6 protein-coding genes and 1 tRNA gene are annotated in these 14,285 nt (G+C 66.2%); 5 read left to right on the forward strand and 2 right to left on the reverse strand.

Going from position 1 to position 14,285, the window contains the following annotated elements; genetic code table 11:
* Positions 1-20 precede the first annotated feature (20 nt).
* The 3 genes from BSF38_RS26690 (at position 21) to BSF38_RS30980 (ending at position 5,173) form a co-directional block, all read left to right on the forward strand.
* Entirely contained in the window at positions 21-2,528 is a 2,508-nt protein-coding gene (locus tag BSF38_RS26690) for a caspase family protein (RefSeq protein WP_237170625.1), read from the forward strand.
* A 180-nt stretch (positions 2,529-2,708) separates the two neighbouring features.
* Positions 2,709-3,890: a M12 family metallopeptidase gene (locus BSF38_RS26695; RefSeq protein ID WP_076350087.1), complete on the forward strand. Its 1,182-nt coding sequence runs from the start codon at positions 2,709-2,711 to the stop codon at positions 3,888-3,890.
* A 230-nt stretch (positions 3,891-4,120) separates the two neighbouring features.
* Complete coding sequence (locus BSF38_RS30980; protein ID WP_145952343.1) at positions 4,121-5,173, forward strand: hypothetical protein; 1,053 nt, start codon at positions 4,121-4,123, stop codon at positions 5,171-5,173.
* A gap of 89 nt (positions 5,174-5,262) precedes the next feature.
* On the opposite strand, the gene BSF38_RS26705 is transcribed toward BSF38_RS30980, so the two are convergent.
* Together BSF38_RS26705 and BSF38_RS26710 are read right to left on the reverse strand one after the other, a co-directional pair.
* The gene (locus BSF38_RS26705; protein WP_076350089.1) at positions 5,263-6,783 is read right to left on the reverse strand and encodes a hypothetical protein; all 1,521 of its coding nucleotides are present in this window, start codon (positions 6,781-6,783) and stop codon (positions 5,263-5,265) included.
* A 620-nt stretch (positions 6,784-7,403) separates the two neighbouring features.
* Positions 7,404-7,491: transfer RNA gene (locus BSF38_RS26710), tRNA-Ser, on the reverse strand.
* 428 nt (positions 7,492-7,919) lie between these two features.
* Between BSF38_RS26710 and BSF38_RS26715 the strand changes: the two genes are divergently transcribed.
* Together BSF38_RS26715 and BSF38_RS26720 are read left to right on the forward strand one after the other, a co-directional pair.
* Positions 7,920-10,664 carry an Ig-like domain repeat protein gene (locus BSF38_RS26715; RefSeq protein WP_076350090.1) on the forward strand — a complete coding sequence of 915 codons (2,745 nt, stop codon included), beginning with the start codon at positions 7,920-7,922 and terminating at the stop codon, positions 10,662-10,664.
* A 291-nt stretch (positions 10,665-10,955) separates the two neighbouring features.
* Complete coding sequence (locus tag BSF38_RS26720) at positions 10,956-14,264, forward strand: Ig-like domain repeat protein (RefSeq protein ID WP_083713572.1); 3,309 nt, start codon at positions 10,956-10,958, stop codon at positions 14,262-14,264.
* Positions 14,265-14,285: the final 21 nt, after the last annotated feature.

Raw genomic sequence — 14,285 nt, forward strand, 5'->3', positions numbered from 1 at the left:
CGGACGGGGGCGGCGTCTCGGTGGACAATCTCCAATTGCTCCTGAACCCCATCCCGGCGTCACTCGATGCGAATCTGGCCGCCCTGAAAGCCCGGGGCAACCTGAAGCCCGCCACTCGCGATCAGATCCTAACGACCTTCATTAATTTGGCCGAAGGGGCGTTGGCGGGCGGAGAGCGGTTGTTCTTCTTTTACATGGGGCACGGCCTCATGAGCCGAATCTCGTTCACCAGCGAGGACGCGATCGTGCCGTCCGACTTCCTGGACGGCGTGCGGAAGGCGATCAGCATCAGTTCGATCCTGCGTTTCTTTCAGGCGATCCCGTTCCCCGAGCAGTTTTGCGTCTTGGACTGCTGCAGGAACATGTCGATCTCCGAGATGGATCTGGACCGGGCGCCACCGAGGATGCCCGACCCGACGAGGCCGGCCCCGGATCAATTCGTATTCTACGCCACGGGGCCCGGGCTAGTGGCCCTCGACGCTCGGGGGATGTTGACCGACAACCTTTTGGACGGGCTCAAGGGCGCGGGACGGGCCAAGTCTTGGTCGCGCCAGCAGAAGCGGTACGAGGTGTCGACGGCCCGGCTGTTCGACTACATCACGTCGCGGTTCCAAGCGCTGCAACCGGTCGTGCCCGGCGCGGCGGGGGGCGCTCAGAATCAAATTCCGCGGCTTGGGGGCGAGCACTCCCAAGATCGGACGTTGGCGACCCTGCCCGAATCAGCCGTTTCTCCCGTGAGCCTTAACATCAACCTGAGCCCGCAGCAGGCAAACTCCGCCATCGACCTGCTGCTCATGGGCGACCGGGTCAACAAGCGGGTTCCGGGGACGCAAGCTCTACTCCCCATCCCGCTGAAGCCTCGGATCTACACGCTGACGGTGGAGTCCACCCCGCAGTGGGACCCGGGCGACGGGACCTGGGAGTTAGAGGTCTACGAGGACATGGCGTTTCCGGTCTCAATGACGTTGGCGGCGACGCCCCAATCCCCGGCGCCACCGCCGCCCATTCCGACGCCTACTCCTGCCGACCCCGCGCCGGCGCCACCGCCGCCCATCCCGACGCCGACGCCTGCCGAAGCGATTACGACGCACGCCGCGGCGATGCCGACACATGCCGCGGCAGCGCCGGCGACGCCCACCCCGACGCCGACGGAAGCCTCGACGGGTGAACTGGCCATCATGGCCGAGGACCCGTTGGCCGCCCTGGCGCTCTTCGAGGAGGACGGCACGCCGGTGATGTACGGCGACCGCCCATGCCGCGGAAATGGGAGCCTGAAAGTCCCCAACCTCCCCGTCGGGGTTTACCTAGCGACCATGAAGACCCCGGAAGGGCCGGTCGCGAAGCGTCTCGTCCGCGTGGAGAAAGGAAAGTCGACCACGATCACGATCCAGCCGCCCGAGACCGCGGTCGGCGGATTGATCCGGCGCGTGATCGATCGCGTCGGCTTCGACGTCAACAAAGATGGAGTCGTGGACCTCTCCGCTCGGGTCAAATCGGTGGCGGCCCCGGCGATCTCCACGGTGCTGGAATTGTCCCGGTGCGCGACGAAGTACAACCAGAAATGGCGAGATGCCGGGAACAGGCTCCGCGACGTCCTGAACCCCTCATCCCAGCGAGACACAACGACCCACGGGCATGAGGCGAGGTCGGGCGAGGATTTCCAAGTCATGATCGCCGCCGAGGTCATGCCGCGCCCTCTGGAGGAAACGCTGGAGAAGCTTCGGGCGCTGGGACAAGTCCTCCTCGTAACGCAGGACGAGGTCGACTCCTACCTCCGGCTGTTACGATGGCAGTACTGGCCGATGGATGCGGCGCCGAAGGAAAGTCGGCCCCTGGAGCCGTCGGCCACCCCCGGCGTGGCGATCGCGGCGACGCCGACGACGCCCGGGTCGTACTGGTTCAGGGTCGACTCGAAGGATCGCCGTCGCAACGTCTGCTTCGCGCTGACCATCCTGCCGGGCTACGACCTGAACCTCATTTTCCACCAGGTGGAGAGCGGCCGGATCTTCGTCTCCCAGTTCATGGAGGCCGACCGACCCGGTCAAGACGCCAATCCACTGAAGACGCGCCGACTTGACATGGCCCAACGGTTCCTGATGAGGGGGGACCTGGGTCAGGGATCGTCCACGCTCGAACCACTGCTCGACGACGCGGATGAGCTGAACCCGATCGCCGGGAGCCTCGGGGGTCACGTGCTGGTGAAGCAAGGGCGGATCGATCGCGCCGGGGCGATCGGCGAGCGCCTCGTCCAACTCCATCCCACGCTTCCCGACGGGTACGTTCTTAGCGCACTGGATCTGTCGACGAAGGGCCGGGAGCGCGAGAGCGCGGAGGCGTATCGCAAGGCGATGGATCTCGGGTTCCCGGTGGTCGCGGAAAATACGATGCGCCTCGGTTTCGGAGTCGCTCAAATGCGCATCGAGCATCCTCGGGCCGAACTGTTGAACCGCGTGGTCGGGAGGCTCCATCCCGGGTTGCTCTGGACCGCCTGGATGGCGGATCCGGATTGGCCCAAGAGGGCGACCTGAGCCTCTGAGACAGGTTGCAACGGTCCTCGACGACAATCCGCCGTCCCTCGGAAGTGCACGGCCTTTTCCGCTTGTTCATGATATCGTTGAATGAGATCACGACACTTCGGATTCCTTCCGCTCACTGAGCGGCTGTAAACCATCCCTCCGCGTCATCAACAACTCGAGGAGATCCGCACCATGGCCGACCAAGATCCCTTGCCCATCGACGCCTCGAAATTCCAGCGGGCGGCCGACTCGCCGTCGCCGGACGACGTCCCGACGCCCGGGCTGTGCGGGAACCAGCCGAACGGCGGCCCCTACGTCCCCAGCAAGCCTGAGACCGCCGCCACGTCGACGAGGGCGGTCATCGACATGGACCGCCGATGGAAAAACGGCACCCGGCTCCAGGTCGTTTTTTTGACCGGGGACGACGCCTGGGGCCAGGCGATCCGTCAAGCGGTCAGGAGAATCGCGGTCCAATGGAGCGACTATGCGAACATCACCTTCGATTTCGACCAGCCGGCGGCGCACATCACGGTGAACCTCGTCCCTGGGAGCATCCCCCAGCTCGGATGGTCGGTCAACTGGGGGAGCTATAACTGCTTCATGGGAACCGATTGCTTGAACATGCGCAAGCAATTCCCCTCCCTGCCGTCGATGAATCTGGTGTTCCCGCCCAACCTCCAAAACGATCCCAACTTGATGGATGCCGAGTTCAGCCGCGTGATTCTGCACGAATTCGGTCACGCGCTGGGACTCATTCACGAGCATCAACGACCTGACAGGCCGATCGATTGGACCCCTGACGTCTTCTCGTACTACGGCGCGCCCCCTAACAATTGGTCTCAGCAAATGGTTCAGGAGCAGATCATCAACGCCGTGCAAGGCGGCACGCTGATGGGGGGGGCGTTCGACATCAACTCGATCATGATGTACCAATATCCGCAGGGACTGGCGGCTTATAAGGACGGCACCCCTTTCGTCTCACCCAACAACGTCATCCTCACGCCGCTCGACAAGGTCGTCGTGGCCATGGCCTATCCCGTCGAAGGAGCCCCCGCCTCGAACGAGCAGACGCTCGTCCCCGGCGAGGCTGCGCGACCCGGCAAGATCGATGTCGCCGGCCGCGTGGGCCGCTACAAGTTCCAACCTCAGACCGAGGGGGTCTATACGATCGCGACCACGGGAATGCCCGCACTCGTCGCCTTATTAGGCAAACGAGACGATCCGGCAGGTCGGATGCTGGCCGCTGAGGGAGCGAACGCGAAACTCACGTTCCGGCCCAAGAACGTGGGCCAGGACTATTTCGTTCAGGTCCGTCATGCGCGGCCGACAAAGGGCACTGGCGATTTCCAGATCGCCGTGACACAGGTTTCCTGAAGCGAGCTTCGCCGGTTCGGCGGAATCGGCGTCTCGCCTGCGCTCGCCACGGCTGAGGCGAGAGCTTTTTCCGAGATTCATGAAGGATTTTCCTTGGATCGACTTACAATATGGGATAATTGGAGAACCCAGTCAATCCAAGGCGTATTTTCCGGTTGCCGACGACGGCTTCAGGATTTCGGGCATCACGAAAACTGTAAGTGGTTGAGATCACACCCTGGAGGTCCAACGTGAGACGCGTTTCGTTCTCGCTACTGATTCCGGCCGCACTCGGGTTCGTCCTCGCCGGCTCTGGCGACGTGAGGGCGAATTGCCTGCATGGCCTGCTGCGATGCGGGGCGTGCGGTGGAAGTTACGGCTATAGCGTCACCAGACCCCCGGCACCTGCGCCCCAGCCTGGCCCGACCAATCCGGGCGGCGGCGCGCCCCCTATCCCGGAAGCGGCCCCGAGCCTGCCCTATCCGGGCGCAGCCCTGGACCAGCCGGCTTCAGGCGCAGCCGCTTATGCTCGCGCCCCCTACGCCTACGGTGCCGCTCCGGCCGCGCCTTACTCCTACGCCTACGGTGCCGCCGCTCCGGCCGCGCCTTATGCCTACGGTGCTGCTCCGGCGGCACCTTACTCGTATGCCTACGGAGCCGCCGCTCCTGCGGCGCCTTATTCCTACCCTTACGGAGCCGCTCCGGCGGCGCCTTACTCCTACCCCTACGGCGCCGCCGCCCCGAGGGCTGCTGGCTCGTCCCTCCTTGAGGGGTACAGTGCTGCTGCTCCCATAATGCCGGTCCCGGCGTGGACGCCCCTCGCGAACGGACAACTGGTCGGCTCGCACATCTTCCAGGTTCTCGGCCGGTTCGGAAAGGGTCTCAGTCAGTCGGGCCTGCTCGATCTGGCGGTCAGAGGCTTTTTCGACGTGAGCGGAGTCATGCCGACGACGCACGAGCGTCAGATCCTGGAAAACATCGTCGCGCGATTCCTCCAGGGAGGCGATCAGGGGGGGGCCGAGCCTGGAGGGCAGGTCGGGAACGGCGGTAATGGAGCGAACGGCGGTAATGGAGCAAACGGCAACACAAGAATCATCCGGATTATTGTGACGGTCGAGGTGCCTCCAGGCGCAGAGGTTGTGGACGTCAAGACCCAAAAGCAGGCTCAACCTGGGAAGGAAGCGGGCGCGGACGAACAGGCCGGCCCGATGCCAAAGATCCCCTCGATGGCCCCGGCGGCCGAGCCTCAGTCGCCGAAGCCCTCCTCACCGAGCATCCCCGCCCTTGCTCCCAAGGCGGAATAAACCCCCGAGGGTTGGAGTTGCGCGATCGAGGCGGCGAAATCGCTTCGGCCTCGATCGTGCTCGCCCCTAGCTCCGGAAGGCCTGTCCAATCACTGACGATTGAACAGACGCGTGAAGCCGCCTCGTCGGGGCGGTCCGGCCGTCGCGGCGGCTCGGCCAAGGGCCAGCCGTCGCGAGGTGGTCTCGGTCGAGGCGACCGGGAGGAGTTGCGGCGGCGCGGCGGCGTAATGGGACGGGTCGCCACCGTTGGCGAGGTCGAGCGCCCGGACGTTGGCCTCCGTCACGTAGGGGTTGTGCCCCACCCAGCGCGTGCTCTCGACCACCATCAGGTTCAGGGGGGCGAACAGGGCGTCGCCGTCCACCGAGATCCAGTCGCAGGCGTCCGTCCGCGACGAGTCGACTCGCCCGTCCCGGCCGTAGGCCAGGGTGTAGGCGTAGCGAATCAACCGGGAGTGTTCATCCTGGTTATTGAGGCTCGATCCCGAGTTGGCCTCAATCTCGACGTCCACGCGGACCGTGAGCACGTCTCGCTCTTGGACCGCCCGATAATGGGCCGTGTACCCGCCGACACCGTGGTTCCAGACCTCGTCGGTCGTCCCCCGCGGCGGGAAGCCGCGAAGGTTCCCCAGCAGGGCGACGCCCCGACCTAGCAACTGTTCTTCCAGCAGTCGATGGAACGCGACGACGGATCGGTCGCAAGGGTCGGGACCGGGGACCGGCGGACCGGCGGCGATGTCGACCACGTGATCGCCGATCCGGTGGTTCAGGTGGTTCTCGCCCAGTTCCGCCCAGAGAGCCTTCAGTTCGTCCCGCGTCAGACCGGAGCCGGGGGAGGGGACCGGCTCGTTCAGCAGGATCGACGCCACGGCCCCGCCCAAGCAGTGGCCGGGCCAGCGCGATACGTTGTGGTTCTGGCTGTTCCCCGCCTCCCACGACCGGGCGGAGGAGCGGTAGAGCAGGTCGTACTTGAGCAGCGGGCACGGGGTCTCGTGCACCGTCCCGTCGGCGGCCTGGAACGTGACGTCGTCGTAAAGGTTCGGGAACCAGGTCGAGTCGTCGCCGGCGGCCACCGGCGTCTCCAGCAGCCCGTTCGGCCCGGCGCGGACGATGTCCTGCCCTGGCGCGATCGGGGCTCCGGGCGTGGCGACCAGGACGTCGTCGCCGAAGACCTGCACCGTGTCCACGCGGCCGTTGCCGTCCGCCCAGGGTTCATGGATCGCATCGGACTTGGTCGGCCAGTAGTAGTAGTTCCAGGGCTTGCGCGCGCTCCGTCCGACTTGGACGAACGAGGTGGCGACGGAGAAGGGCGAAGTCGCCCCCTCGATCGCGAACGTGTACCAGCCCGGAACGCCAGGCGCAAGATCCTGCCCGTTGGGCCGCTGCCGTCCATCGGGCCCCTCGATCGGGCCGACCGTCCCGGAGGTCGTCTCCACGGTCAGAACGCCACCGAACTGCGTCGGAATATAAACACCGAAATGCCGATCCCGCCCCTCGACGGACCACGTCCCGCCGAGCGGCAGCGGCCGCATGCGCGTCGGATCATCCGCCGACGCGCCCGCCGGCGTGCTCGCGGCGGCCAGCACCACCCAAATCGCGATCGCTCGACGCATCCGCCCTCCTTGCGCGCCGACAGGCATAACAATCCTGTTCTCGTCCAGGCCTGGGCCGGGAACTACGCAAAGGTTTCGACAACCGAAGAGTCGCGCCGGCAGATCGAATCGACCACTCGCCGGAACTTCCCACCTAGATCCCCCACCACCGTCCCATTCGGAGGAATCGGATCACGGCGACGAAGTCTCATCAGTGGAATTGATCAAGATTGAGACGATCGCCCGACTCGTGAACCTGGACCGAAGCAATCCAGGGAATTCAGGGCGGATGTTCGTCGAACCATCGCCGCATCATGGCGGTGGTGGAGCCCCAGTCGGTCGAAGGCGCGGACGTAGCGAAGGTCGCGCTGCGACCGCCTGGCCGCCGGGTGGTCGGCGACCTCTTGGCGGCGGGGCCGCGGCTCGGGTGAGTCGAGCCAGGATGCGGGGGTGGGAGTCGTACGAGAACGCCGACAGCCGCCGGCTGGACGGGAAAGGCAACAGCGCCCGCCATCGCTCGAACCAACTTCGAGTCGACGCCTGACGCTCATGGCGAGCTTGGCCATCGTCTCCTGATGGGCTGCGCCCACTCTACAAAACGGAACCCAAGTCGCCGCAGCTCGGCGTCGCCCGCCTTTCAGCGGAGAGGGAGGGATTCGAACCCTCGGTACGGGGTTAGCGTACACGGCATTTCCAGTGCCGCACCTTCGGCCTCTCGGTCACCTCTCCGAATCTACTGAACTCTAAGCCGATTCTTGGTTTGTGTCAACGGCTCCTTGGCCGATTCTCGACAGCGTCGGCCTCGGCGGGATCGCCGGTTGAAATCCTCCTCGCCTGTCCGGGTTAGATCGTACCGAGGGGCGACGTTCTGGCAAGAAACGGCCACCGCGATCATCATTTGCATGCGCCGCCGCCAGCGTCGCCTCGCCGAAGAATAAGCCTATCGGAGCCTGGGACGACGAGGCGACGCCTTCTTTAAAATCGCACATGTTTCGGTGCGAGCTTGAGTGAAGCAATTAGGAGAGCGATACTCGCCATTTCGACGACTCGCCCGCGACGGTTCAACGGCGACGTGGGCCGAGCCGGTCGTCCGTGCTTCCTCTCTCGACGATCCGGCCCAAGGTCGGGCGTCCCTCAACCTTGACGAGGGCACCAACATGAGAACACCGCGCGCAGCGGTTGGTCGAACGCGACTCTTCCAAAGCACCGCGGCGGCGAGGCGACGGCGGTGGCGGCCGACGGCCGAGCTGCTGGAGGACCGCCTGGCGCCGGCGACGGGAGCTTGGTCGGCCCTGGGAGCGGCCGCGCCGGGCCTGCTGAACGGCCAGTCGACCACCGATTCGTACTTCCGGCAGACCACGCTGATGACGCCGGGCCCGGCGGCCGGCGCCATGTTCGGCTCGTCGGTCTCGATGACGGCCGACGGCGGCACGGTTGCGATCGGGGCCCCTCATCTGAGCAGCGGGCAGCCCGGCGTCGAGCCCGGAACGGTCACCCTTTTCACGCGGACCGACCGGGTCTGGACCTCGATCGCCACGTTCTCATCCCCCGCGGGCGACCACAGCTTCGGCGACGCGGTCGCCTTGAGCGCCGACGGCGACACACTGGCGGTCGGCGCGCAGGCGGGGGACGTCCAGCACGGCGCGGCTTCGCTTTACATCTACACGCGATCGGGAACGGCCTGGACCTTGAGCCAGTATGTGAACATGGCCGACGGCGGCGGGTTCGGCGCCAGTCTGGCGATCAGCGACGACGGGTCCGTCATCGTGGCCGGCGCCGCGTACACCAACGTCGGCGCCCATTCGGCGCAAGGGACGGTCTACGTCTTCACGCGGGCCGACGGCGTTTACACCCAGGGGCCGGCGATCGTCGCCGCCGACGGCGCGACGAACGACCTCTTCGGCAAGTCGATCGCGCTGAGCGGCGACGGGAGCACGCTGGCGGTCAGCGCGCCGGCCGCGCAGGTCGTCGGTCCCAGCGTGGGCGCCGTTTACGTTTACGACCACTCGGGCGCGGATTGGACGTTCGCGACCAGGCTGGAGCCTGCGCCGTCGTCGACCCTCGGTGGGCCGGTCGCGATCGACGGCGACGGCTCCACGCTCGTGATCGCGGGGGCGACGACGTTCATCAACGGCGGCCCCGTGAATTCCGCTCGCGTCTTCACCAAGTCGGGCGCGGACTGGACCCCGTCCGCCGACCTGACCGCCTCCGATCCAAGCGTGAGCAAGTCGTTCGGCTCGTCGGTCGCGGTCAGCGCCGACGGAGTCACGGCGGTCGTCGGGGCGAGCTATTCCACCTCTTCCCAGACTCAGTATCCGGGGGCCGCGTACGTTTTCAGTCTCTCGGGATCGACCTGGACCCAGACCGACAAGCTGTCCGCGAATACGGCTGGAACGGCCTTCGACCACTTCGGCACGGTGACGGCGATTCGCGGTCGGACCATCGTCGTCGCCGCCCCCTCGGCCGCGATCGGTTTTCGCGCATTGCAGGGCTCCGCTTACGTCTTCTACAGTCCCCAGGGGTTCGAGGTCGCGCTCGATCCGATCAGCCAGACGGGGTACGTGGGGATGACGACGACGTTCTCGTCAACCGTGGCGGATGGCACGGGCGTCACGGTCCAATGGCAGGTCAGCACCGACGCCGGCGCAACCTGGACGGACATCGCGGGGGCGTCGAACGGGTGGTACTCGCTCGTTCCCGCCCTGACCGACTCGGGCAACCAGTATCGCGCCCGGTTCACCGACGCCGCCAGCGACACGATCCTCACCCACCCCGCGACGCTCACCGTCGTCGGCACGGGAACGACCACCACGCTGACATCGAACCTGAACCCGTCGAGGGGGGGCGATGCGGTGACGTTCACCATCACCGTCACCGACGAGACCGGGATCACCCATCCGCCCAACGGCGTGGTGGATCTCTACATCGGCGGGGTGTGGTGCCTGGCGACGTCGGTCGACCTCTACGGCCAGGTGTGGCTCACGACCACGGTGCTGTATCCGGGGACTTACACGCTGCTCGCCAAATATCGAGGGTGGGACCAGCTCCAGGCGAGCGAGTCGACGGCGCTCTTCCAGGTCGTCCAGCCGGGCGTGGCGGTGACGAGGTCCACGTTGACGTCGAGCCTGACCCCCTCGACGGTCGGCGACTCGGTGACGTTCACCGTGACGATGGCCAACCTGAGTGGGCCGACCTATCCGTGGGCGGGGAGCGTCGACTTCTACGTCGGCGACCAGTGGGTCGCGACGCGGCCGGTCGACGCCGACGGCAAGGCGAAACTCACCACGTCGGCCCTGGTCCCGGGGACTTACACCCTGACCGCCAAGTATCTGGGGGCGCACGACTTCCAGCCGAGCCAGACGTTCGAGCCGTTCTACCAAATCGTCATGCATGTCAAGGCGCCGACGATGACCACGTTGACGTCGAACCCGAACCCGTCAGCGTCCCATGGCTCCGTGACGTTCACCGCGAAGGTCACCGACGCGAGCGGCGCAACCCCCGTGACCACGGGAGGCGTGGATTGGTACATCGGCGGGGTCCTGGTCTTATCGATGGGGCTCGACGGCACGGGGACCGCGTCCTTCACCACGCAGTCCCTGGTGCCGGGCTACTACACCCTGACCGCCAAGTATCTGGGGGCGGATTTCTTCCAGGCGAGCCCGTCGGCCCCTTATCTCCAGATCGTCAACGCAACGCCCGCTCCGTCCGCGGCGACCGCCTCGGCGGCCCTGATGGCGCAACCGAGTTCGACGGCCCTTGTGGCGCAAGCCGGCCCGACGCCCCTGGCGTCCCGGCAATGGAAGCTTCAAGCGATGCGGGCGCAGATCGTCGCCGCCCGCGCCGAGCGACTGGCGACCCGCGCCATCCCCCAGCGGTTGGCCACGGCTCACCGCGGACGCTGAGCCTTGAGACGACGGGAGGGACGCGACGGCGGCGAAGGCCGCGGCGTCCCTCCTCCTGGCGGCCAGAGCCATCGCCGATGGCGTGGCGAAGAGGCGACGGATTATTAAAAACCGCACATGTTCGATTGCGATCATGCACAAACAAGGGCGAGTGGTGTACTCTTCCCTGAATAACGGCCCGGGCGCGACGGCTCAACCGAAACGTGCATTGCTCCGGTCGTCCGAGCCCCTCGTTCCCGACGATCCAACCCGAAGTCGGGCGCACATTCGAGTTCGATTGAGAACGACACCATGAAGACTCTGCGCGCATCGTTTGGTCGAACGGGGCTTTTCCAGGGGCACGGGGCGACGAAGCGACGGCGGTTGCGACCGACGGCCGAGCTGCTGGAAGATCGCCTGGCACCGGCGACGGGGGGCTTCTCGGCCCTGGGGGCGGGCACCCAGTCCCTGTCGACCAACTCCTACATCCAGCAGGCCAAGCTGACGTCGTCGACCCCGGGCGGAGAGCTCAACTTCGGCTGGGGGATCTCGTTGACGGCGGATGGCGAAACGCTGGTGGTCGGCACACCTGGCGGGGGCCCAGACTCCGTGCCCGGGTCGGTCGTCGTCTATACTCGCAGCGATCGGGTCTGGACTGAGGTCGCCAGACTGACTTCTCCCGCCGGAGCCGCTAGTAGCGACGACTTCGGCATTGGGGTCGCCATCAGCGCCGATGGGACTACTTTGGCGGTTGGCTCGAAATCGGGCCTGTTCGAGCACGGCCCTGCCGCGCTGTACGTGTACGCGCGATCGGGTTCGGAATGGGATTTGACCCAGACGGTGACCCTCGCCGACAGCAATGGGTTCGGCGCGTGGTTGTCCATCAGCGACGACGGCGGCGTTATCGCGGGCGGGGCTGCGTACGCCGACTCGGTGCGAGGGGCGGCTTACGTCTTCTCGCGAACGGACGGCGTCTACATCCAGGAGCCCCCGGTCGTCGCCCCCAACGGCGAGGCGAACGACTTCTTCGGCACTTCGATTGCGCTGAGCGGCGATGGCCGCACGCTGGCGGCCGGCTCGTTAGAATCAAATCATGACTACGCCGGCTCGGGCGCTGTTTACATCTACGAGAAATCAGGGCTGGACTGGACTTTTGTGACCAGGCTGAGCGTCCCACGGGCGTCGAGCCTCAGCGGGAAGGTCGCGCTCAATGGCGACGGTTCCGTGCTTCTGGCCGGAGGGTCGTCGCCGGAAGCCGAGGCTGGCATTGCGTCTGTCATCCGTGTCTACATCAAATCGGACTCCTCCTGGACCCAGAGCAGCAAGCTGACCGGCTTCGATGTGCCCGCGAGTTACTCGTACGGCGAGTGGGTCGCGCTAAGCTCCGACGGGGCCACGGCGTTAGTTGGGTCACCTTTCGCCAGAATCTCCGGTGCCGACGACCAAGGTGCCGCGTACCTATTCACTCTGGAAGACTCGACGTGGACTCAGGTCGCCAGATTGACGGCCTTCGACGGCGCGGCCAGCGATAATTTTGGCACTCAAATCGCAATCCGCGGACGGACTATCGTCGTCGCGGCGCCTCGGGCCACGATCGGATCGCACCGCGGGCAGGGCGCCGTCTACGTCTTCGACGAACCCCAGGGTTTCGCCGTGACCGTCGATCCGGTCAGCCAGACCGGGTATCCAACGACGACCACCACGTTCACGGCCGCCGCGACGGGGGCTGCGACCCTCTCGACGCAGTGGCAGGTCAGCACCGACGGCGGCTCGAACTGGTCGAACATCGTCGGCGCGACGAGCCAGTGGTACGCCTTCGCCCCCGCCCTGATCAACTCGGGCAACCAGTACCGCGCCGTGTTCACCAATGAGGCGAACGAGACGGTGACGACCAACCCTGCGACGCTCACGGTCGTGAAGGCGACCCCGGTGATCACGATCACGCCCAGCGTCAACCCGCGCAAGATCGGCGATGGGCTCTCGTTCCAGATCGACGTCGGGTCCAACATTCCCGCCGCGAGGACGCCCAACGGCGGGGTCGTCAGCCTGACCATCGGATCGTTCCACGTCTCGGCGACGCTTGAGAACAGTCGGCAGACTTTCAGCATCCCGACCACGCTGGCACCAGGCGTTTACACCGTCACCGCGACCTACGACGGCGCGCTGGACCCCGTGTTCGGCTCGGCCGTCGCGACGACGACGCAAATCATCGTGCGGGCCTCATCGTCGATCGAGGGCCAGGTCTCAGCGACCACCGCGACGGCCGGCCAGAGCGTGACGCTGACCGGCGTCGTCACCGCGACCGGCGGCGTGAATCCGCCGACCGGGCGCGTGCTGTTCACCGACAACGGCCAGCCGATCGGGTTCGGAGCGCTTTCCCCCTCCGACATGCCCGGCGTTTCCATCACGGTGTTCACCACCGGCCCGCTGACCACCGGCGAGCATTACTTTCAGATGGTCTACCAGGGCGATTCCGAGACGTTCGCCTCGGCGTCCGGCGTTTATCGGGTAGACGTCTCCGCGCCGCTCTACACCGCGACGACGACCACGCTGGCGTCGAGCCGAAGTCCATTTACCACCGGCGGCGCGGTGACGTTCACCGCGACGGTCGTCGACGCGAGCGGGCCGGGCCATCCGACTTCCGGCCCCGTGGATTTCTACGTCGGCGGGGTGCTGGTTGCATCGACGCCGCTCGACGCCGACGGCGAGGCGAAGCTCACCACGACGGCGCTGGTCCCCGGCGTGTACACGCTGATCGCCAGGTATCGCGGCTGGGACCATATCCAGCCGAGCGAGTCGGACTCGCTTTACCAGTTCGTCAGCCCTGCCGTGGTGACGACGACCAGGTTGATCTCGACTCTGAACCCTTCGATGGTCGGCGAATCCGTGACGTTCTTCGCGGCGGTCACCGATGTGTCAGGGCTGTTCCGTCTGTGGCCGGGGGACATCGACTTCTACGTCGGCGACCAGTTGATCGCGACATCACCGGTCTATCCTAGCGGCCAGGCGGCGTTCACGACTTCGGCCCTGGTCCCGGGCTGGTACACCCTGACGGCCAGGTATCGGGGGACGGAAGACTTCAGGTCGAGCCAGTCACTTCCGCTCTCACAGACCGTCAACCAGACGACGACCACGTTGACGTCGAGCCAGAACCCGTTGAAAGCGGGAGATGAGGTGACGTTCACAGCGACGGTCGCCGATGCGAGCGGGGCGGGCCGTCCGACCTCGGGGGAAGTGGATTTCTACATCGGCGGGGTGCTGGTCGCAACGAGTTCGCTCGACGCCGATGGCAACGCGACTCTCGCCACGACAGCCCTGGTGCCGGGTGACTACACGCTGATCGCCGTTTATCGGGGGACGGAGGACGCTTTGGGGAGTGTGTCGAACAGCCTGTTTCAGACCGTCGGCGCACAGGCCACGGCGACGGCTTCGATTGCTTCTGCGGCGCGATCGTCCCTCCCCAGTCCAGAAGCCCCCGTAGTCCAGCCCGTTTCGACGGCCCCGGCGGCCCGGCCGTCCCGGTTCCAGGCGATGCGCGCGAACATCGTCGCCGCCCGCGCGGAGCGATTGGCGACGCGCGTCATCCCCCAGCGGTTGACCACGGCCCACCGCTGGAGGTGAGCGGCTTTGAGGGGCGTGGCG

It is taken from the genome of Paludisphaera borealis (assembly GCF_001956985.1).
Classification (GTDB): Bacteria; Planctomycetota; Planctomycetia; order Isosphaerales; family Isosphaeraceae; genus Paludisphaera; species Paludisphaera borealis.